Origin of the sequence: Paenibacillus piri (assembly GCF_004354045.1) — a bacterium.
GTDB classification, from domain to species: Bacteria; Bacillota; Bacilli; order Paenibacillales; family NBRC-103111; genus Paenibacillus_S; species Paenibacillus_S piri.
Map to the genome: position 1 here is coordinate 526,228 of NZ_SMRT01000001.1, position 22,174 is coordinate 548,401.

The 22,174-nt window shown below is 50.8% G+C and carries 20 protein-coding genes and 1 riboswitch; of the genes, 16 read left to right on the forward strand and 4 right to left on the reverse strand.

Features of this window, described 5'->3' with window-relative positions; all coding sequences use genetic code 11:
* The first annotated feature begins 257 nt into the window (after positions 1-257).
* The gene (locus E1757_RS02270; protein WP_133225187.1) at positions 258-1,274 is read left to right on the forward strand and encodes an HRDC domain-containing protein; all 1,017 of its coding nucleotides are present in this window, start codon (positions 258-260) and stop codon (positions 1,272-1,274) included.
* A 70-nt stretch (positions 1,275-1,344) separates the two neighbouring features.
* Here E1757_RS02270 and E1757_RS02275 read toward each other — a convergent pair whose 3' ends face one another.
* Entirely contained in the window at positions 1,345-1,776 is a 432-nt protein-coding gene (locus E1757_RS02275; RefSeq protein WP_133225188.1) for a universal stress protein, read from the reverse strand.
* 82 nt (positions 1,777-1,858) lie between these two features.
* Positions 1,859-2,794, reverse strand: coding sequence for a magnesium/cobalt transporter CorA (gene corA, locus E1757_RS02280; protein ID WP_133225189.1), 936 nt, complete (start codon positions 2,792-2,794; stop codon positions 1,859-1,861).
* Between the two features lie 652 nt (positions 2,795-3,446).
* A riboswitch (SAM riboswitch) is annotated at positions 3,447-3,588 on the forward strand.
* Between the two features lie 109 nt (positions 3,589-3,697).
* On the opposite strand from corA, the gene metA reads away from it, so the two are divergent.
* From metA to mqnC, 4 genes are all read left to right on the forward strand, one after another.
* Positions 3,698-4,624 (forward strand): homoserine O-acetyltransferase MetA, encoded by a 927-nt coding sequence (gene metA / locus E1757_RS02285; RefSeq protein WP_133225190.1) that lies wholly within the window; start codon positions 3,698-3,700, stop codon positions 4,622-4,624.
* On the forward strand, positions 4,621-5,802 hold the full coding sequence (locus E1757_RS02290) for an aminotransferase class I/II-fold pyridoxal phosphate-dependent enzyme (RefSeq protein ID WP_133225191.1): 1,182 nt from the start codon (positions 4,621-4,623) through the stop codon (positions 5,800-5,802). The genes metA and E1757_RS02290 overlap by 4 nt, the downstream gene beginning before the upstream one ends.
* Before the next feature lie 3 nt (positions 5,803-5,805).
* Entirely contained in the window at positions 5,806-6,975 is a 1,170-nt protein-coding gene (locus E1757_RS02295; protein WP_133225192.1) for a trans-sulfuration enzyme family protein, read from the forward strand.
* A gap of 167 nt (positions 6,976-7,142) precedes the next feature.
* On the forward strand, positions 7,143-8,279 hold the full coding sequence (gene mqnC / locus E1757_RS02300) for a cyclic dehypoxanthinyl futalosine synthase (protein ID WP_133225193.1): 1,137 nt from the start codon (positions 7,143-7,145) through the stop codon (positions 8,277-8,279).
* A 107-nt stretch (positions 8,280-8,386) separates the two neighbouring features.
* Here mqnC and E1757_RS02305 read toward each other — a convergent pair whose 3' ends face one another.
* Positions 8,387-9,499: a GGDEF domain-containing protein gene (locus tag E1757_RS02305; RefSeq protein ID WP_133225194.1), complete on the reverse strand. Its 1,113-nt coding sequence runs from the start codon at positions 9,497-9,499 to the stop codon at positions 8,387-8,389.
* Between the two features lie 167 nt (positions 9,500-9,666).
* Here E1757_RS02305 and ytxC point away from each other — a divergent pair, with 167 nt between their 5' ends.
* The 6 genes from ytxC (at position 9,667) to E1757_RS02330 (ending at position 15,386) form a co-directional block, all read left to right on the forward strand.
* The gene (ytxC, locus tag E1757_RS02310) at positions 9,667-10,587 is read left to right on the forward strand and encodes a putative sporulation protein YtxC (RefSeq protein ID WP_133225195.1); all 921 of its coding nucleotides are present in this window, start codon (positions 9,667-9,669) and stop codon (positions 10,585-10,587) included.
* Positions 10,588-10,995: 408 nt separating this feature from the next.
* Positions 10,996-12,936: a threonine--tRNA ligase gene (gene thrS, locus E1757_RS02315; RefSeq protein ID WP_133225196.1), complete on the forward strand. Its 1,941-nt coding sequence runs from the start codon at positions 10,996-10,998 to the stop codon at positions 12,934-12,936.
* 297 nt (positions 12,937-13,233) lie between these two features.
* On the forward strand, positions 13,234-13,905 hold the full coding sequence (locus E1757_RS02320) for a 3D domain-containing protein (RefSeq protein ID WP_133225197.1): 672 nt from the start codon (positions 13,234-13,236) through the stop codon (positions 13,903-13,905).
* Between the two features lie 62 nt (positions 13,906-13,967).
* Positions 13,968-14,102: a hypothetical protein gene (locus E1757_RS36880; protein WP_281282477.1), complete on the forward strand. Its 135-nt coding sequence runs from the start codon at positions 13,968-13,970 to the stop codon at positions 14,100-14,102.
* 239 nt (positions 14,103-14,341) lie between these two features.
* Entirely contained in the window at positions 14,342-14,683 is a 342-nt protein-coding gene (locus E1757_RS02325; protein WP_133225198.1) for a hypothetical protein, read from the forward strand.
* A 220-nt stretch (positions 14,684-14,903) separates the two neighbouring features.
* Entirely contained in the window at positions 14,904-15,386 is a 483-nt protein-coding gene (locus E1757_RS02330) for a DUF3862 domain-containing protein (protein ID WP_133225199.1), read from the forward strand.
* 166 nt (positions 15,387-15,552) lie between these two features.
* On the opposite strand, the gene E1757_RS02335 is transcribed toward E1757_RS02330, so the two are convergent.
* Positions 15,553-16,845 (reverse strand): ammonium transporter, encoded by a 1,293-nt coding sequence (locus E1757_RS02335; protein WP_133225200.1) that lies wholly within the window; start codon positions 16,843-16,845, stop codon positions 15,553-15,555.
* 203 nt (positions 16,846-17,048) lie between these two features.
* On the opposite strand from E1757_RS02335, the gene E1757_RS02340 reads away from it, so the two are divergent.
* The 5 genes from E1757_RS02340 to E1757_RS02360 all read left to right on the forward strand — a co-directional run bounded on the left by E1757_RS02340 (position 17,049) and on the right by E1757_RS02360 (position 22,174).
* Entirely contained in the window at positions 17,049-17,453 is a 405-nt protein-coding gene (locus tag E1757_RS02340; RefSeq protein ID WP_425464817.1) for a YugN-like family protein, read from the forward strand.
* A 338-nt stretch (positions 17,454-17,791) separates the two neighbouring features.
* A complete protein-coding gene (locus tag E1757_RS02345) occupies positions 17,792-18,232 on the forward strand; it encodes a DUF1641 domain-containing protein (protein WP_133225202.1) in 441 nt (146 codons plus the stop codon).
* 35 nt (positions 18,233-18,267) lie between these two features.
* Positions 18,268-19,446, forward strand: coding sequence for an NAD(P)/FAD-dependent oxidoreductase (locus E1757_RS02350; protein ID WP_133225203.1), 1,179 nt, complete (start codon positions 18,268-18,270; stop codon positions 19,444-19,446).
* A gap of 312 nt (positions 19,447-19,758) precedes the next feature.
* Positions 19,759-21,318 (forward strand): S1C family serine protease, encoded by a 1,560-nt coding sequence (locus E1757_RS02355; protein ID WP_133225204.1) that lies wholly within the window; start codon positions 19,759-19,761, stop codon positions 21,316-21,318.
* A 163-nt stretch (positions 21,319-21,481) separates the two neighbouring features.
* Complete coding sequence (locus E1757_RS02360) at positions 21,482-22,174, forward strand: response regulator transcription factor (protein ID WP_133225205.1); 693 nt, start codon at positions 21,482-21,484, stop codon at positions 22,172-22,174.

Consider the following 22,174-nt stretch of genomic DNA (forward strand, 5'->3'; position numbering starts at 1 on the left):
AGTAACGGTAATTTGTTAGTTTATTTATGGTTGTTCCTATATAGCGTGCCCATCGGGTGAACGGTTATCCGCCAACCGCCAGTTGTTCGCGGATCAAGGCGGTTCAATGACGACCATAGACACACATCATGCTATTGCCAAAACTGGAGAAGCATGTTAATATGGGAATAATTTCAAATCGTTGAGGAAGCACCTCTCTTACTTTGTAGGAGCGGTGCTTTTTTGCGTTTGAATACAATGAATTGGAGGGATGTCGATTGAATCTGATATTTTTGAACAGCTTAAGCAGGAAGGCGGGGGAAGACCTGCAGCTTGATGCGCAGGTATCCATCAGCGAACAAGAAGGCGTATGGTTTGCGAACTGGCGCGAGAAGAGCGAGGACCGAAGCGGTTGGACAGAAGAGACATGGTATAAGGGGACGGGCTGGGAGGACATGCTGACCGCGTTTCGCACCCGTATCTTCGTGAAGCAGCGGGAAGGCTTCGTACCGCTGTTGAATGCTGCGATGACCTCCGCCGTGCAGCTTGACGGCAAATCCGCTCAGCTGCAGCTGCTGTATTATTACAGCGAGCGGCATATGAACGAGGAGCTGTACGAGCAGCTTCGCCAGTGGCGCTTGAAACAAGCCGGTCTGGAAAGCAAGGCGCCGTATTTGATCGCCACGAACCGGCTGCTGCGCATGATCTCAACCTTTCTTCCTTATACCCCGGAAGAGCTGCAGCAGCTGCCGGGCATGGGCGCCAATAAAATCGCCGCATACGGCAAAGAGCTGCTTGCACTGACGCAATCGTGCGAACGCGCTTCTTCATTCCCGCTTCACTGGGTGGAAGCGGAGGTAGATGCGGCCCAATTTGACGCCTGGCTGCAGAACGAGAAGGATCGCAAGCAGAAGGCAGAGCAAACGAAGCGCGATTTGAAGCGTACGCTGCTGGAGGCCGCCACGCGAGGCGATAGTCTGGATGCGCTGCGCGAACAAACGCAGCTGCAGCGCCGGGAACTGCTGCTGCTGGTGGAGGAGCTGGATCGCGAGGGTTACGACCTGGAACCGTTGATCGAGCAAGCGCTCCGGGACGTATCCTCCGAGCTGCAGGAGCTGGCTTGGGCTGCGTTCGAGCTGCACGGCACCCGCTATCTGAAACCGGTCCTGTTATCGTTGTACAAGCAGGAGGAGCTGGAAGGGCAGGAGGTTGACCGCATCTATGAATGGCTTCGGCTGCTGCGGATGAAGTTTCGCCGCGCGAACGGCGGCGCGAGCCAGGCCGAAGCGGGCTGAGTTCTTTGATATGATGACAAAAAAGGCGCTGCAAGCGCGCTTCTAACCGCTTGTAACGCCTTTTGACTTTTTATTTTACAACCATTACGGGAATTTTGGCATGCTGCACGATTTCATAGCTTACACTGCCCAGCAGCAGCTCCTTAAAGGTGCCGAGCCCCCTGCTGCCAGCGATAATGAGGTCGAACTTCTGCTCTTCCGCATAATCCAAAATAACTTTGGCCGGCGGCCCTCCATCCAGCAGAGTCGCAGCCGTAAAGGGAAGATGGGAGATCCGTTTCCTGGCTTCGTCGATTACCGTCTCAGCCGCTTCGTACAGATCCTCTTGCACCAAAGCCGTTCCAGCTACCATCGCATCGTTAACGACCAAACTGGCGATTTGAAACACAAGGACGGCTTCGAGAATGGCATCCTTAAACGTTTCTTTTAGCTCGATCGCTTTCGTTAAGGCATTTTTTGCAGTTTCGGAGCCGTCGTAAGCCAGCAAAATTTTACGAAACATGGCAATCACCTCTCTTTTTCCGTGTTCAGATTATTACCCGGAAAAGACGGATTTGAAACGGGAGACCCTTAATGCCACAGGTTTACAGCCAATCTTTTTTACGGAACAGGATCAGCATGGACATGCCTACAAACAACATGAACACGACCGCGGCAACCCCTCCATACGCCCAATGGAGTCCGGGGATATAATCGAAGTTCATTCCGTAAATACCGGTAATAAACGTCAGCGGCATGAATATGGTGGTCAGCGCTGTAAATACACGCATGATTTCATTCGCGCGATTGGCCAGGCTTGACTGGTAAGCTTCACGCAAGTTGCCCATCAAATCGCGGAACGTATCGAATGTTTCGGAAATTTTGACGGCATTCTCGTAGATGTCGCCGAAATATTTTTTGAGCGGTTCGTTGATCAGCTTCAAATCTTTTTTATTTAAGGTCGAGATAACTTCCTTTTGCGGGACGAGCACCTTTTTCAGCCATAAAATTTCGCTTCGCAGCCCGATGATTTCGTTCAGGTGCGATTTTTTCGTATGCATCAATATATCTTCTTCCAGCTTTTCGATCTTTGCTTCGATCCGGTCGCCGACATTCGTATAGTTATCGACGACAAGGTCCATCAAGTGGTACAGAAATCGATCCGGCGCATCAACCTCATCCTCCCATAGGATCGGCTTCAAGGCGCGCAGCTCGTTAATTTTTTGCCGTGTAATCGTAATGATATAATGTTTGCCGAGGAATATGTTGAGCGCCCGCAGAAAAATTTCTTCATCGTCAAAGCGGATGCTGTTCATCACAATAAAATAGTTGGAATCGTACAATTCTATTTTCGGACGCTGCTCCTCTTCGGTTAAGCAATCCTCCACGGCCAGTTCATGAAGAAGAAATAAGGGCTGTAAAATTTCCAATTCCTCAACGTCCGCATCAATCCAATAAAAGCCGTGATCCGGCGCAGCCATTGCTTCCGTAATATCATCGACCAAAGTAAAAATACCATCCTGTACCAAACGCGTTTTCATCCGCCTCACCCCTTCACAAAGTAAAACCGTAAGGAATGCAGCACAGAAGAAACGTCGCGATTGCTGCGGACAGTACAATTAATCCGTCAAGGCGAAAGAGCATGCTGGCGTAGCAGCAGCAAAGCCAAGCATGGAGCGGCGCAGGTCTGTTCGGCGCAGATGATCGTCGGCGTAAGCCGGCTGCATTCCAAACGAATTATTCGGTTGTAATTGAACGTAGATACTGCTCCTCCTCGGGTCTCCGTCCATTCGATTGCTGCACCCCTTTGCCACTTTGTCGAATACTTGTCTAGTATAACCCTTCATTTTCCACTCAGCAAGGTGAAAAACAATGGATACCGACTGTTTTTCAAATATAAGATATTGTATGCAAAACGACGCGTATGGTTTCCGTTCCAAGAGGGCAGGAACAAGGGCATCTGTACAATTTGGATGCTTGACGAGCAAAAGGATTTCGTATAAAGTATTGCTATAACATCCGAAACTTATCATGAGGATGTTTCAAGCAAAGCTACCGCTTATACACGAATGTATCTTTATCGAATAAGCATCGAGTGAAAAGCTTTGCTTATAACATCCGAAACTTATCATGAGGATGTTTCAAGCAAAGCCACCGCTTGTCATCAGTTTTTAAACTGAATAGCTTTACAAACTCTTATCAAGAGCAGGTCGAGGGACTAGCCCGATGACACCCGGCAACCGACATCGTTTTGTCCATGCGCATGCGCGCATTGGATCGAAGCATGCACGGTGCTAATTCTTGCGGAAACGTCAACGTTTCTGAGAGATGAGAGAGGACATTGTTACGTATTTAACAAGGCCTTTCTCGTTTGCGCGAAAAAGGCCTTTTTTATGCCTTTTTTGCGGGACTTCGCTTATAAACAAAAAAGGAGTGAATTACCGATGCCTATCAAAATTCCCGATCATTTGCCTGCCAAAGAAATTTTGCAACATGAAAATATATTCGTGATGGATGAAACCGTGGCTTACCACCAGGATATCCGGCCGCTGCGGATTGCCATATTGAATCTGATGCCTACCAAGGAAACGACGGAGACGCAAATTTTGCGGCTGATCGGCAATACTCCGCTGCAGGTTGAGTTTGTATTGCTGCATCCCGGTACCCATAGATCGAAAAACACGTCGGCCGAACATTTGGAGCAGTTTTATAAAACGTTCGAGGACGTTCGCTATGAGCGTTTTGACGGCTTAATCATTACCGGGGCGCCCGTCGAACAGCTGGAATTCGAGGAAGTGACTTACTGGGAAGAGCTGAAGCAAATTTTGGAGTGGAGCCGCAGCAACGTCACGTCCACGCTGCATATATGCTGGGCCGCGCAAGCCGGCTTGTACTATCACTTCGGCATCCCGAAATATTCGCTCGAGGAAAAAATGTTCGGCGTGTTCACGCACATCACAAGCAAGCAGAACGTGAAGCTGCTGCGCGGATTCGATGAGGTATTTCTGGTGCCGCAATCGCGTCATACGGAAGTGCGCAAGGAAGATATCGAAAAGGTGCCGCAGCTGGAAATTTTGTCCGAATCGCCGGAAGCCGGCGTCTATATCGTCGGCACGACGGACGGCAGGCATATATTCGTTACCGGGCATTCCGAATACGATGCGTGTACGCTGAAAGCCGAATACGACCGGGATGTGAACAAAGGAATGGAGGTCGCCATTCCGAAAAACTATTATCCGAATGACGATCCGTCCAAACAGCCGTTCGTCTCATGGAGAGCCCATGCCAACCTGTTGTTTTCCAACTGGCTGAACTACTACGTGTACCAAGAAACCCCGTTCGATTTACACAAGGAGGACTTTTCCATATGAACGAGCAAAACAAGGATTTGAAAATCGAAAGCCGTTTGGCGCAAATCGGCTCCATCGAGGAGCCGGTTACGGGAGCTGTCAGCTTCCCGATCTACCAGGCGACGGCGTTCCGGCATCCGAAGCTGGGGCAAAGCACCGGCTTTGATTATGCGCGTACGAAAAGCCCGACACGCAAAGTGCTGGAAGAGGCTATCGCCAATCTGGAAGCGGGCGACGCCGGCTTCGCCTGCAGCTCCGGCATGGCCGCATTGCAGACGATTTTCGCATTGTTCAGCCAGGGCGATCATCTGATCGTATCGCTCGACTTGTACGGGGGCACGTACCGGCTGCTTGAAAAAATTATGTCGCGTTTCGGCGTAACGGCTACTTACGTGGACACGAACGATCTGGACGCGCTGGAATCGCATTATACGCCGAACACGAAGGCGGTGCTGATCGAAACGCCGACCAATCCGCTGATGATGATTACCGATCTGGAGCTTGTGTGCGGATGGGCCAAAAAGAAGGGCATCCTGTCCATTGTCGACAATACGCTGCTGACGCCGTTCTTCCAGCGGCCGATCGAGCTTGGCGCCGACATCGTCATTCATAGCGCGACCAAATATTTGGGCGGCCATAATGATGTATTGGCCGGGCTGATCGTCACGAAGGGACAGGAGCTTTCCGAGCAGATGGCGTTTTTACATAACTCCATCGGCGCCGTGCTGAATCCGCAGGACAGCTGGCTGCTCATGAGAGGTATGAAGACGCTGGCAATCCGTATGGAGCGCCATCAATACAACGCGACGCGGATGGCCCAGTTTCTGCTCGAGCATCCGCAGGTCGACACCGTATACTATCCGGGTCTGGAGAGCCATCCCGGTTATCATATTCAGCAGAAGCAGTCGTCGGGCAACACCGGCATTTTCTCCTTCAAATTAAAAGACGCCCGTTTCGTCGAGCCGATCCTGCGGCATATCCGCCTGATCGCCTTCGCCGAAAGCTTGGGCGGCGTAGAATCGCTGATGACATACCCGGCTGTGCAGACGCATGCCGATATCCCCGAGGACATACGCCGTCAAGTCGGCGTGGACGATCGTCTGCTCCGGTACTCGGTCGGCATCGAGCATGTCGATGATCTGATTGCCGATCTGTCGAGAGCGATCGATTTGGCGCAGGCCGAAATCGAGGGGGTGTGACCGATGGCACAGCGACGCGATCAAGGACAAGCCCAGCGTCAGTTTGCGACCCGGCTGCTTCATTTTAACCGCTCGATCGATGAAGCGACGGGAGCGGCCAGCACGCCGATTTACCAGGCGTCGACGTTTCATCAGGAACGGTTGGACGAGGCGCAGGAATTCGATTACACCCGCTCGGGCAACCCGACGCGGCAGGCGCTTGAGGATTATATCGCCATGCTGGAAGGGGGAACCCGCGGCTTTGCCTTCGCTTCGGGGATGGCCGCCATATCGGCCGCAGCCATGCTGCTTTCCGCAGGCGATCATATCATTTGCACCGAGGATGTGTACGGCGGCACCTACCGTCTGCTCAGTACGATCATGACCCGAATGAATGTGGAAACGACCTTTGTCGACATGACGGATCTGGATAAGCTGAAGGCGGCGCTGAAGCCGAATACGAAGGCGATCTTTCTGGAGACGCCGTCCAACCCGACGTTGAAAATAACCGATATCGCCGCCATTACGGCTTGGGCGAAAGAGTGCGGTTTGCTGACGATGCTCGACAATACGTTCATGACGCCGTACCATCAACGTCCGATCGAGCTGGGCGTCGATATCGTACTGCACAGCGCGACCAAGTTTCTCGGCGGCCATAGCGATGTGACGGCAGGTCTTGCCGTAGTCGCGAACGATAGCCTGGGCCGGCGGTTGAAGCAGCTGCAGAACGGGCTCGGCACAATACTGGGCGTGTCCGATTCCTGGCTGCTGATGCGCGGCATGAAGACGCTGCAAACGCGCATGGAAGCTCACGAGCGGAGCGCGCGCCGGCTTGCTGAATGGCTTGCGGCTCATCCGGAAGTGGCGGCCGTATATTATCCCGGGCTGCCGAATCATCCGGGCCGCGAAATTCACGAGCGGCAATCGTCCGGATATGGGGCGGTCGTATCGTTCGATGTCGGCTCCGGAGAACGGGCCAAGCAGCTGCTCGGCCAAGTCGGGATTCCGCTTGTGGCGGTCAGTCTGGGTGCGGTCGAGAGCATTTTGTCTTACCCGGCGATGATGTCCCATGCGGCGATGCCGCGGGAAGTCCGGCATGAGCGGGGAATTACCGACGGATTGATCCGCTATTCGGTCGGACTGGAAAGTATCGAAGATATTATTGCCGATCTGGAGCAGGCATTATCGTTTTAACGGCACAAGCCGGCCCCAAAAAGTTCAAGCGAACGCGGGGCCGGCTTTCTTAGTTGTATAGAAAGTATAAGATTTTATACTGACGAAGTCTCGCGTTTATGGTACGATAGTTTAGATGAATTGCTTCGTATGCAAAACATATTGCCAGTTAAAAAGGAGTGAGCAGGATGAGTTCCGTTGACCGCATCCTTGATCGTGCACAAGCCGGGAACCGAATCAGTCTGGAAGACTGCATCGAATTATATGAATCGGATCAAATCGAGAAAATGGGCCATGTCGCCAACCAGATTATGCTCAAGCATCATCCGGAGCCGGTTACGACATTCGTCATCGGCCGCAATGTTAATTATACGAACATTTGCGATGTATACTGCAAGTTTTGCGCCTTTTACCGTCCGCCGGGCTCCAAAGAAGGCTACGTGCTGCCGGATGAAACGATATTCAGTAAAATTCAGGAAACGCTCGACGTGGGCGGCACCGAAATTTTGATGCAGGGCGGAACGAATCCGAACTTGCCTTTTTCTTATTATACGAATTTACTGCGGGAAATTAAGAAGCGGTTTACGATTCAAATGCATTCTTTCTCGCCCGCCGAGATCATGAAAATGAAAGAAGTATCCGACGGTTTGTCGCTGGAAGAGGTGCTGCGCGAACTGCATGACGCGGGGCTCGATTCGCTGCCCGGCGGCGGCGCGGAAATATTGGACGACCGTACGCGCCGCAAAATCAGCCGTTTGAAAGGCTCGTGGCGCGACTGGATGGATGTGATGCAAACCGCTCACAAAATCGGCATGCACACGACAGGCACGATGGTCATCGGCTTCGGGGAATCGATGGAGGAGCGCGCGCTTCACCTGCTCCGGATTCGCGACGCACAGGACGAATGCATTGCGAACAAGTGGAAGACGCCCGGTTTTCTCGCATTCATCTCCTGGCTGTTCCAGCCGGACAATACGAATTTGAAGGCGGAGAAGCTGGGGCCGCAGGATTATTTGAAAAATGTCGCGATCAGCCGCATCATGCTCGACAACATTCCGAATTTCCAATCGTCCTGGGTTACGATGGGACCGGAGGTCGGCAAGCTGTCGCTGCATTACGGCTGCAACGACTTCGGCTCGACGATGATCGAAGAGAACGTTGTTTCGGCCGCCGGCACGACGCACAAGGTCAATATTTCCTCAACGCTCGATATTATTCGCGAAGCCGGCAAAATTCCGGCGCAGCGCAATACGAAATATGAAATTTTACGGGTGTTCGACGATGTCAACGAGAAGATCGAAAACGACTTTATTATGCAAAACTAACTGCAGATTGCACAGCTTTGCCGACTAGACTGAATCGGCTTCGCCATCCATAAGGGGCGGGCGCGTTTATCGGGGTTAGCGGAGTAAAATATAAAAACAACGGCCCTTTACGGATCCGTTGTTTTTTGCCGTTCGGGATCATATACGACCGTCCGGTTGCGTCCGCCGCGCTTGGCCTCGTACAATGCCTCGTCGGCGCCGGCGAACAGCTCCTCCTTCGTACAGCCCTTGCGGTAATCCCGAACGCCGATGCTGATCGTCACCGGCTCGCCTCCCAGCTCCTCATGCGGCTGTTCGGCAATGAACATACGTATATTTTCAAGATTAATGAGCGCTTCGTTCAACTCCATATCGGTAAAAATAATTACGAATTCCTCGCCGCCGTAGCGGGCGATAAAATCGTTAGCCGACACAAGCAGCTTAATGGAAAGAGCGACCTTCTTCAGCACGGCGTCTCCGGCGCGGTGACCGTATGTATCGTTTACTTTTTTGAAATGATCGATGTCCACGACGGCCAGCTGAATGGAAAGATCGTACTTTTCTCCCTGCTCGATCAGCTTTTCCAGATATTCATGAAACGACATATGATTATACAGCTCGGTCAGCGCATCAATCTTCAGCTGCTTGTCCATGAGCACATTTCTGACCATCAGATCTTGACTGGATGCGAGCGACTGCCGCAAATGCTTCAGCAGCTCCGAACCGCGGCTAACGATGCCTAAAGCGACAACGGTGCCGCACATCAGCACGATTGTCATCGTTATCAAATCCGTGTCCGAATACAGCGCCGTATCCCGCAGGCACAGCGTATACAGCGCCAAAAAAGCCGATACACTAAGAACCGCGGAAAAAATAACTTTGCGCGGCTGAAAATAAATAACGGAGATGACGATAGGCAGATACAGCATCGTTAACAGCACACTGTCTTCGGGAAACGAATAAATCAAAACGAACGGAATGAGGCATCCGCCAATAATGACCAGATAATCATTCCATCGCTTCAACCAAAAATTTGCCAATTCCAATACGGCCAGACCGATGCACATCCAGAGCGTGTTTAAGGAGATCAAAGGCGAGGCGTCGTAATAACCGGTCGAGCTGCCGATGGCATTGTAGACGATCGATAACAGCACGGAGAGACCGATAAGAATCCAGTAGCCGTTCAGCAGCTTGCGGTTCCATAGAGGCAAATTAATTAACTGTAAAAAGTCAAACCCCATTCAGGTGTCACTCCATTATTGCCGCTTTCTAATTACTTAACTATACCATGGCAAATTGTTGTTTGTATATATGCCTTCGGGCCACCATATACTTTAAGTAAGCGGCACAGGCGGGAGGAGCTTTTGACTCAAAAAAGCCAGGATAGGGTCAGAAAGGAGTGAAAAGGATGAAGCTGTTTGCTTTGACTTTGATGAAATTGCCGGATGCTTCGGTTCAGCGGCTTTATGAATCAGTAGTTGATGCGGTAGGGAGCGTTTACAAGCAGCATACGGTAATTGATCTGCATCAGCATGACGCTTGTTCCATGATTCAAGCGGACGGCGTGATGCCTAATTTCCAATTGGATAAGCGGCTGGACGCGCTGCTTCTGAAAGTGTCGGAGGAAGTGGCTGATTGGATTGTAGGCTATAAAGAAGAATCATTGTTCCGTTCTTTGATCATAAAAGAATACGAGCATAAGGAAGACAAAGATATTGCCGCGATTCTCGGCTATTACCGGCATATGCTTCAGCTGGAAACGTCGGACCATCATGCGGAGCAGCAGGAAATGGTTTTGCGGCGCAAGCAAAAAATACGCCAGGCCGCGTACAGCTTTTTGCAAGACAATACGGATTTGAACATAGACGGATTTATTAAATTCCGTTTGAACGAATATTTCGAAGAGCTGAAGGAAATTGCCGAATATGCGATAGATGAATTTTTAATGGATCAGCAGTATCAGGAATTTATTTCGCTGCTGCAATATTTCGTGTATATTCAAGAGGCCAAAATCCCGTTTGCCCATCTGATACATAAAGGCGGAAACGAATTTTTGCTTTTAAATGACAAGATGGAAAAAATCGAAGCCAATGGGGATTCGACCTTAACGATCGAAATGCTGGAAAAAGACATCAATTTCGAGGATGTCATCGTAAGCACGCTTATTTCGGTATCGCCCCAGCTGATTTACATCCATTCCCGGGACCCCGAAGTGCAGATTATTCAAACGATTTCGCAAATTTTTGAAAACCGCGTCGAACTGTGCGACTATTGCAGACTATGTCAAAATCTTGACCGTTCGGCGGCATCCGATTATAATAAAGGATAAGACTAGAATCAAAGATAATAATGAATGAAGTGCTGCGCAGAGAGAGGAGACCCGGCTGCAATCTCCTCCAGTTAACGACATTCATTTACCCCTTTGTAGTCGGGATATGGAACGCGGAGTGATTCATCGCCCCGATCAGTATATATCCCCGGTTCATGACCGTTATCCGATGCTTATGAGGGTTCGCTGCTTGATCCGGCTTTATTTCAATGGACACGGCGAATCGAACTAGGGTGGAACCACGAGACCAAGCGCACTCGTCCCTGATCGGGATGATGCGCTTTTTTTGGTTGTAAAGAAGTGTAAATTCGATACTTTGCTGTGCTAAACTTTGATAAACGCGTGCGTCCCATAAGGACGGCAAGCCGTTTATCCTGGTATGGAACACGAACAGGAGGCATGAATAAAATGGCAGTAAAAGTTACATTTCCGGATGGGGCGGTAAGGGAGTACGAGCAGGGATCGACAATCGAAGACATTGCAGGCTCTATCAGCTCCGGACTGAAAAAAAATGCGGTTATCGGAAAGCTGGACGGCAGGGCCGTCGACCTGAATACGCCGCTGGAGCAGGATGCGTCCGTATCGATCGTAACGCTGGACAGCGACGACGGCCTGGAGGTATATCGGCATAGTACGGCGCATTTGATGGCGCAGGCCATTAAACGGATTTACGGGCAAAAAACGGTGAAGCTCGGCATCGGTCCCGTGATCGAAGATGGCTTCTATTATGATATCGATATCGAAACGCCTCTTACGCCGGAAGATCTCGTTAAAATCGAGAAAGAAATGGAGAAGATCGCGCAGGAGAACCTGCCGATCCGCCGGCGCGTCGTAAGCCGCGACGAGGCCGTCCGCATTTTCACCGAACTGGAGGATCCGCTGAAGCTTGAACTGATCTGCGATTTGCCCGAGGATTCGGTGCTGACGATTTATGATCAAGGCGAATTTTTCGATCTTTGCCGCGGACCGCATCTGCCTTCGACAGGCAGAATTAAAGCGTTCAAGCTGCTGAGCGTGGCGGGCGCCTACTGGCGCGGCGATTCGAAAAACAAAATGCTGCAGCGCATTTACGGGACAGCCTTCCCGAAAAAGGCGGACCTCGAGGAGCATCTGCATTTGCTCGAAGAAGCGAAGAAGCGCGATCACCGCAAGCTGGGCAAGGAGCTGCAGATGTTTACCTTCTCCCGCGAGGTAGGACAAGGGCTGCCGCTATGGCTGCCGCATGGCGCCAAAGTGCGCCGCACGATGGAGCGTTATATCGTCGATCTGGAAGAACGGCTAGGCTACCAGCATGTGTATACACCGGTGCTCGCCAACGTCGAGCTGTACAAAACTTCCGGGCACTGGGATCATTATCAGGAAGATATGTTTCCGAAAATGATTATGGACAACGAGGAGCTTGTGCTTCGTCCGATGAACTGCCCCCACCATATGATGGTGTACAAAAGCGATATGAGAAGCTACCGCGACTTGCCGGTGCGGATCGCCGAGCTCGGCACGATGCACCGTTATGAAATGTCGGGAGCTTTGACCGGTCTGCATCGCGTAAGAGCGATGACGTTGAACGATGCGCATATTTTTTGCCGGCCCGATCAAATCAAGGAAGAGTTTGCCCGCGTCGTTAACCTGATCCGTCATGTATACGAGGATTTCGGCATCAAGGAGTACCGTTTCCGTTTATCGTACCGCGATCCGAAAGATACGGAAAAATATTTCCAGAACGACGAAATGTGGGAAATGTCGCAGCGTATGCTTCGCGAGGTTGTCGAGGAGCTGGGGCTGCCGTTCTACGAGGCGGAGGGCGAGGCTGCATTTTACGGGCCAAAGCTGGACGTACAAATCAAAACGGCGTTGAAAAAGGAAGAAACGCTCAGCACCGCGCAGCTCGACTTTTTGCTGCCTGAGCGCTTTGAGCTGGAGTACGTCGGGGATGACGGGCAGAAGCACCGCCCGGTTGTCATTCACCGCGGCATCATTTCCACGATGGAGCGGATGACGGCGTTTCTGCTGGAAAACTTCGCCGGTGCGCTTCCGACCTGGCTTTCCCCGGTTCAGGCCAAGGTGATCCCGGTTTCGACCGCATTCGAAGGCTATGCGAAGGAAGTGGAGGAGAAGCTTCAACTTGCAGGCGTCCGTGCGGAATCCGATCTGCGTAACGAGAAGCTGGGCTACAAAATCCGCGAAGCGCAGCTTGAAAAAATCCCGTACATGCTCGTCGTCGGGGAAAATGAAATGAACAGCTCCAGCGTATCGTTGCGCAAGCGCGGCGAAGGAGACCTCGGCGTTCAAAGCTTGGACAGCGTCGTGGCAATGATCGAAAACGCCATCCGTTCCAAACAAATCGACTAACTAAACATGCTTTGCAATGTGCAAACGGACCGTTCCTTGTTATGAGGGGTGGTCTTTTTTTATTTGTTTAGGAAATTATGCGCAGCAAATTTCTGTGGATAACCGGGGGCTCCCCTAAAAGTAAGGTCAAGAGTTGCTTGCACTCTTGACGAAACCCGGTGGACACGGGTTAACGGAATTGGCTTCGTAGCTTCACGTCACTTTTGGGGGACTTTGTTCCATTAGGAATTGGGGATTGCGTATAATTCCTGTCGCATTTGGAAAGCCTCTTACTATTAAGGGGTGGTTTAACTAAGTATGTTACCTAGAGCCATAAGTCATGCCAAATGGATTTTTCTCTTTTCCGTCATGCTGGTGGTGTTTCTTCTTTTCGGACAAGAGCAGGAGCAAATCCGCGAAGTTTCGCAGCCGCTCCCGCCGCTTGCTGCAACGTCTGGACAGAGCGACCATACAGCCGGCAAAGGTAAAGAGCAGGATCTTAAAAGCAGTGGGTCAAGGACAGTATCCGCCAATTATTATGCCCAAACCAACAACCAGCAAACGAATAAATATTATATTTTGCCTAACATGAACCATGATTTATCGCGGCTGCAGGCCGTGGAAGTAGTAGCGACAGGCTATTACGCCGGCAAGGAGTCAACCGGTAAAAACCCCGGGCATCCCGAGTACGGCGTCACCTATTCCGGAATGAAAGTAAAGCGAAACAAGCACGCGTTATCCACGATTGCCGCCGATCCATCCGTCTTTCCGATTGGCACCGTGCTTTGGATACCCGGTTACGGCTACGGAGTCGTGGCGGATACGGGTGGAGCGATCAAAGGCAACCGGATCGACCTGTACTTCGAAACGAAGGATCAGGTATACAAGGAATGGGGCAAAAAAACGCTAAATGTGTTTATTGTGAAAAAGGGCGACGGTAAAATTACCGAGGTTATGTGGAACCAGCTCAGCAATGAAATATTGTTTTAATTTTCCAACATAAAGCCATTCGGAACTTCTCATACTATTTGATGTAGGGGAGGTGATCATCCATGGCAAAGAACAGAAATAACAAACAGCAACAAAACGATACGGAGTTTTCCGAAGAAGTGCTTGCCAACAACGTGAAGAAGGCCGCTCAAAACAACCCTAACCAAGGTGCAAACAAAAACAACCAGCAGCAATAACTCGAAATAAAAGATACCGGGGTCGCATATTATCTATATGCGGCTCCGGTTATTTGCTTTTCATGACAGAAAAGCTGCCTGAATGATCTGTAAAACAACTGGAATTGATTACATGTTAAAAATAAATATTTTCAAAGCGGCAAAATTAGTGTAAAATATAAATACTGTAATAATAGTTAACATATGAAGACAGGTGATGTCCCATGCTGAATGTTTTGTTAACAGGGAGTGCGATTCCGGTGAATAAACGGAAAGCGGCTGAAGTGTATCCTTTTCTGGAAGCTTATATTGCCCGTAAAGAAGAACAGATCGCCGAAATCGAGCAGAGTGTCGAACGGTATGAGAAGAAACGCCAGCTGGAAGAAAGAAGCTACCAGTCGATGTCACCCCTTCGCCGGATGTTTACCGGTCGGAAGCCGGATCATCATCTTGCCGTTGAATATATCCATTATGTAAGAAAACCGATGGAGCAAATTCGGCGGCTGCGGACAGAGATTGAGCAGGCCAGAACGATTATGACCGGAAGCAACCCTACGGATCTGGTTGAAATCAGCGAAGAATTGGAAAAGGAATTTATTTGATCCATTATAACGAACAAAGCAGCCGGATTTCGTTAGCGAAGTTCGGCTGTTTTGTTGCGCCCGGAAGCTGGAAACTCCCGGTTTTTACGGTGCTGTGGGCGGGAAGTGCGACAATTTTGATTTATGGGACAGGATTCGCTATAATGTGACTACGGCAGGCAAAAAAGCGGGGCTGGCAAATTTTCTCTGGCACTATTTATTCGGATGGAGGAGATTTGACATGAAGAAATTATATATTGGATTATTAGCGCTGATGTTAGTAGGTACCGCATGTACCAAGCAAGAGGCAGCAAAAGACAACACACCTAGCACACCGGTGACTTCACCTAGCGGCATGCAGACGCCTGCAACCGCGACAGACGGGTCGGGAACGCCAGCAAATCCGCCAGCCAACAATAATGCCGATGCCGCCAAACCGAATGGCGAAGCGAACAAGCCCGATCCTGCACCGGTAGCAGCCCCTAAAGGAGCGGCGGACCAGCCAGTTGCCTCGAAGGAACAGTATGAAAAGGTAGAAATCGGAATGACGTACGACGAAGTCTCGAAAAACATGGGCGAAATGGGCAAGCTGATGTCGGAATCGAAGGACGATAGCGGAACGAACTCATTCCAAACCTATCAATACCAGACAAAAAGCGGAGGCACGCTGAAGGTTACTTTCAGAAACGGCAAAGTGCTGAATAAATCGGAAAGCTCAAAATGAAGTAACAAAAATACTTACATGGAAAATCCCAATCCGTATCGGATTGGGATTTTGTTTAATTGAATAGAAACTATAAGATTCTATACTTTGCTTCGCACAATCTTGATAAACGCGCTCATCAGTTAGGGACGGCGAAGCCGCTTACCCTTATTTAGTCCGTTTATACTTAACCGTTTTTAAGTCTTGTAACCTCGATAAAATCATTTTCCTGGCTGTAGGCGGGGACGCCGTGAATGCCCACATCCAATCCGACAAGCTCTTCATCCCGTGTAACCCGTACAGGAACAAACAGACTGATTACTTTAAAAGCAAGCCATGTAACGACAAAGCCCCAGACGGTAACGGTAACAAGGCCGAGCGCCTGAACGCCGAGCAGGCTCCAGCCGCCCCCGTATAGAAGACCGCTGTATCCTTTACCGGCGCCTTCGGACAGTTCGGGCATCGCCAGCAAACCGACTGCCAGCGTGCCGATACTTCCGCTCACGCCATGGACGGCGAATGCGCCGACCGGATCGTCGATCTTTTTCGACTCCAGAAACTCGGTGGCAAATACCATCGCAATCCCGCAGACAGCGCCGATCACAATGGCGGCCAGCTCGCTGACGAAAGCGCAGCCCGCCGTAATCCCGACCAGACCTGCCAGCGAGCCGTTAATGACCATCGGCGGGTCCGATTTGCGGTAGCGGAACATCGTAAACAGAATGCAAGTGGCGCCGCCGGCCGCAGCCGCAAGCATCGTGGTGACGGCGATGTGGCCGATCGAGCTGTTCGTCGCGCTGAGCGTGCTGCCCGAATTGAAGCCGAACCAGCCGAACCAAAGAATAAATGCGCCGACGGACGCAAGCGGCAAATTGGAGGGAGGTACGATGTTCGGCGTTCCGTTCTCCGAAAATTTGCCGATCCGCGGACCGATGAACATAGCTGCCGCCAAGGCCGCCGACCCTCCCAGACCGTGTATGACGGCCGAGCCGGCGAAGTCGATCATGCCGAGGGAACCGAGCCATCCGCCCGTACTCCAAACCCAATGGCCGGCGATCGGATAAATAAATCCTGTCATCGCGACCGTAAAAAGAATGTAGGCGTGAAAATTAATGCGTTCGGCGACAGCGCCGGAAACGATGGAAATAACGGCGATAACAAAGGCGCACTGGAATAACCAGTAAGTATTATGAGAAATCGAAAGCTGGATATGTGTGAGGTCTCCTCCCATCATAAACCCGCTTGCTCCGATGAGGCCCGATACGTCTGTTCCGTACATGAAGGCGAAGCCGAAAAAGAAAAATACAAGTGCGCCGAATGCGATGTCCACGAACACTTTCATAATGATGCTTACGGCGTTCTTTTGTCTGACAAAACCCGCTTCCAGCAAGGCAAAACCGCCTTCCATAAGCAAAATCATGGCTGCGGTCAGCACGACCCAAATCGTATCCAGGCCGCTGGCTAAAACGGATATATCCACTGTGCTCATCCCCCTTATTATGCGTACAATATGCGGTTTCTTCAGCCATTATTATACGGGTATTATGGTAATTATGTCAACGAATTACGTAAGATAAGGTGACATAGTATGACCAATGTAAAGAAGAAGGCTGCGGCATAATTTTTACGGCTAACGCTCATTCTATTAGTAAAATGGATTTGGAGGATGAACCTGTGATCGCTATGGAATCCCGTATCGCCAATCGTGAAGAAGCATTTGATTTTGTTCGTCAGTATTTGCATGAACATCAATTTTCATTAGGGGGCAATTGGGATTACGAGCATGGCTACTTTGACCGCTATTTAGATGAAGCGCGAAAAGTATGGCTGCGCATTCCGTTCGAGGTGACGCACGGGGCGCTGGATGGCGATGCGTCGTCGACGGATGCGATCGTCCGGTTCGGATCGCCGTTTGTGCTCAAACATGTTTATAATGAGGGGCTGGATGAGGAAGCCCATGTCAATACGTACGGCGCTTTATTCAATCAATTTCAAGAGCCGTTGGATCGGGATGCGCCCGTTGAGGACAAGTGGGTCAGCAAAGCTGAAGAGGTGCTGCGTCAGGTGGATGAGTCTTTGCCTTTCTGAATGCCTTTCAGATTGATATATGCGATCGGACAGCCTGCAGCCTCCCTCACCGCTTTTCAGAGGGAGGCTCTTAGGCTCATGATACAGGTTAAGAAAAATGTCGTTCAATGTCGAATTTGCGAAAAATTTTAGAAAACGGATTGTTAGCTTCGGGATTTGGGTATACAATGGAATCTCAGATACTTATTGTTCGCAGCAGCTTATACGGATCCATTCTAGTTTATATGTGAAGAAATTCACGAAGTAAAACGGATATGTTTTTTTATTGTATAGATGGAGGGCATCCGGTTATAGCTGCGATCAGTACTATGCAAATGAAAGAAGGAGGACGAGTAGAAATGTCATTAACAACTTCCCAGAGAACCGAGCAAGAGGTTTCCGCTGTACAAACAATTGCCAATGCCGATGTATTGGATCAATTGTTAAAACCGGAGGTGCAGGAGGCGTTGTCCGTTTTGGTGGATCAACTGCCCAAGCTGGCCGAGATGATGGCGCTGCTGACGAAAACCTACGATCTGGCGCAAAAAGTGGCGAATGACCGCGTGCTGATTCAGGATATGGTAGGCGGTATTCAGGAAGTGGTCAAGCCGCTTGAGGAGAAAGTAAAAGGATATGCTTCCGCGGCAATCGAAGCGAACGAACGCGCGGAGCAAAGCGATGCGACCATCGGCCTGTTCGGCATGCTGAAGCTGCTGAAAGATCCGGAGCTGCAAAAGATGCTTCGCTTCGGGCAAGCCTACCTGGATATTTTGGGCGAAAGAAAAAATAATCAAGACTAATCTAATCGGCCTGGTACTAAGAACGGAGGATAACTATGAGTAAACAAATATTGATCCTGGGTGGCGGCTATGGCGGCTTATTAAGCGCGCTGTCCGCACGCGCCAATCTGACGGCTGAAGAAGCGTCGATTACATTGGTTAACCGCTTCGAATCGCATCAGATTATTACGGAGCTGCACCGTCTTGCTGCCGGCAACGTTGCGGAGAAGGCTGTTGCGCTGCCGCTCGAGAAATTGCTGAAAGGCAAACAAATCGATTTGAAAATTGGTACGATTGAAAATATCGATGTCGAAGGCCGCAAAGTGCTGCTGAGCGACGGAAGAACATGCAGCTACGATATGCTGGTGCTGGCTCTTGGCAGCGAAACGAACTATTTCGGCATTCCGGGACTTCAGGAAAACAGCTTTATCCTGAAATCGGTGGCCGATGCGAACCGTATTTACAAGCATGTCGAAGACAAAATACGCGCTTACAGCCAAACGAAAAATAAAGCGGACGCAACCTTCGTCATCGGCGGCGGCGGACTTACAGGCGTAGAGCTTGTCGGCGAGCTGGCGGATGAGCTGCCGGGCATTTGCCGTAAAAACGGCGTCGATTTTGCCGACGTTTCGCTTTATTTGGTTGAAGCGATGCCGACGATCCTGCCTATTTTCTCGGCTGAGCTGATCGAGCGCGCTACGACGAGTCTTGAGAAGCGCGGCGTTCAATTTTTGACAGGCTTGGCGATTACGGAAGTCGACGGCCAAACGGTTAACCTGAAGGACGGCAGGTCCATCGAAACCGGAACGCTGGTTTGGACCGGCGGCGTGCAGGGCAGCTCGCTTGTCGCAAATTGCGGCGTCGAAGTGAACCGCGGCCGGGCAACGGTTAACGAGCATTTGCAATCCGTATCCCATCCTGAAGTGTTCCTGGCAGGCGACTGTGCTGTCGTATTCGGACCGGAAGGCCGCCCATTTCCTCCAACCGCACAGCTTGCATGGCAGATGGGCGAGCTGGCGGGCGCCAATATTGCAGCCACTATCAAGGGCGGCAAATTGGAAGGCTTCCATCCGGTATTCTCGGGAACATTGGCAAGCCTCGGACGCAAAGACGGTATCGGTTCAATCGGCGAAAGCGGCATCGAGCTGAAAGGAACACCGGCATCCTTGATGAAAAAAGCGAGCAATGCCCGCTATTTGACGCATATTAACGGCTTATTCTCGCTGGCTTACTAATTCAAAATCATGAACAAAGACATAACGGCGCAGACCTCATTATTTGATGGGCTGCGCCGTTTTTATACGGAACCCCATACCCATCCCTCTCCGTGCATGAAGTATGGGTTTAGACAAGGTCGAAGGGTCGGGTTTTTCTTGATTGCAATGGGTTGCATGCTTCGACTTGAAGTTTTTTAACTTCGGTTTATATAATTTTAAGGTTTCCTTAAGGTTACAAGTCCATTATATAGTCAAAGATAGTAAGTAGCGCAAACAAATCACATCCTAATTCATCCTTATTCAAAACCTTGTAAACGGAGGGTTCATTTTATGGAAGACAACAAACGAAGCTATGATGATTTCTTTCGCCGGACCAGTGGCGAATCGAATAGTTCGCCAAACGAACAATCGGGCAAAAACGAAGCGGCTGGCTCCGAGGAGCGTCCGTCGCATTACTACTCATACGGACCTTATAAATCGGATTTGGGACATCAGGACACGGCTGCTGGACCGAACGAAGAGACGTTGCAGGTGGAAATGACGCCGCCGCGGCCCATGCGACCATTCTCCTACAACATCTCGGATAAGCCGATGCACGAACAGGCAAGCGGCTGGGAACAAGATTTGCGGACCAAAAGAGGCTCCTCGTTCAAAAGCGGATTCGCCGCTTTTCTGGCGGGAGCGGTATTGGTAGGCGGCTTGATGTTCGCCTCCGACAAAATGAACTGGTTCACAGGCTCGCAAGGCGTGCTGAGCAGCAGCCCGTCCCCGACCTCCAGTCAGGCGACCGGCAGCTCGGGCGGTGCCGTAAAGCCTACGGCTTTCGATCTTGGCGGCAGGCCCGAAAATATCGCTCAAATCGCCGAGCAGTCCGGCCCGGCCGTAGTCAAGATCGAGACCAAAGTAAAGGCGAAATCGAGCCGCGGCGGAAGCTCCTTGCTGGACGATCCGTTCTTCCGCCAATTTTTCGGCGATGATTTCGGCGGCGGCAGACAGCAGCCTAAGAGCAATGACTCCGGACAGCTGCAGCCCGGCGGTATGGGAACCGGTTTTATTTTCGAAAAATCGGGTTACATTTTGACGAACGAGCATGTTATCGACGGCTCGGACGAAATTTGGGTTACGGTGCAGGGCTACGAGAAGCCGTTTAAAGCTACGCTGCTCGGCAACAGCTATGACCTTGACCTGGCCGCTTTGAAAATTGAAGGCGATAAAGATTTCGCTTCTCTGCCGCTCGGAAAAGCGGAAAATACGCAGGTCGGCGATTGGGTAGTCGCAATCGGCAATCCGTACGGCTTTGACCATACGGTTACGGTCGGCGTCCTGAGCGCCAAGGAGCGTCCGATTTCGATTCCCGACTCTCAAGGAACACGCGAATACAAGCATCTGCTGCAAACGGACGCATCCATTAACCCGGGGAATTCCGGCGGACCGCTGTTGAATCTGAACGGGGAAGTGATCGGAATCAACACGGCCGTCAGCGCCCAGGCGCAAGGGATCGGGTTCGCCATCCCGACAAGCACTATTTCCTCGGTATTGGATAACTTGAAAAACAACGTTAAAATTCCGAAGGAGCCGGCACCGTATATCGGCGTGAAGCTGGCGGATATCGATAAAGATTGGACCGCAGAGCTTAAGCTGCAAAGCACGGACGGCGCGATTGTATCCGAAGTCGAGCGGAAAAGCCCTGGCTTTAAAGCCGGATTGCGCCCTTACGATGTCATTACGGAAGTGAACGGCGCCGCTGTCAAAAATTCAACCGAGCTGGTCAATAAGATTAAAGCTCTGAAGGTGAATGACGAGGCGAAGCTGACCGTGATGCGCGACGGCAAGAAGGAAACGATCGCGGTCACAATCGGCGACCGCAATGCGGATACGACAGCCAAATAAACAGATTTGGAACCATACAGATATAAAAAGGTTGGAACAATCATGCAAACGAAAAGAAGCAGAGCGGAGCGCGCCTTTAGTCGGCTCTGCTTCTTTTTGTATCCGGCCGATCGTTGATGTTACAATAAATATAGCAGGATATACAAAGAGGACGGTGCTGCGTATGAGAGAGAAAATATTAGTAATCGACGATGACGAAAAAATTACTTCGATGCTCAGGCGCTCGCTGGCATTTGAAGGCTATACGGTGTTTACGGCGCAGCACGGGATGGACGGGCTGAAGCAAATATTGGAGCATGATCCCGATACCGTCATTTTGGATGTGATGATGCCGCAGCTCGACGGGTGGGAGGTCGTTCGCCGTATACGCGAATCCGGGTCGACGGTGCCTGTATTGATGCTGACCGCCAAGGACGAAATCGGCGAACGAGTGAAAGGCTTGGATCTCGGAGCCGACGATTATTTGGTCAAGCCGTTTGCATTGGAGGAGCTATTGGCCCGGGTACGGGTGCTGCTGCGCAGAAAAAGCGCAGAGAAGGTCGAACAGCCGACGAACCGGCTGCAGTTTCAGGACATCTTCATGGATCTGGATACGCGCGAGGTGTTTCGCGGCAGCCAGCTGATCGAGCTGACGACCAAGGAATTCGAGCTGCTTCACTTGTTTATGCAAAATCCGAAGCGGGTACTGTCCCGCGATGTCATTATGGAAAAAATATGGGGCTATGATTATAGCGGGGAATCGAACGTGCTGGAAGTGTATATCGCTTTGCTACGTCAAAAAACGGAGGAGCACGGGCATAAGCGGATGATCCAAACCGTTCGCGGAGCCGGTTACGTACTGAAAGGAGAGAGCTGA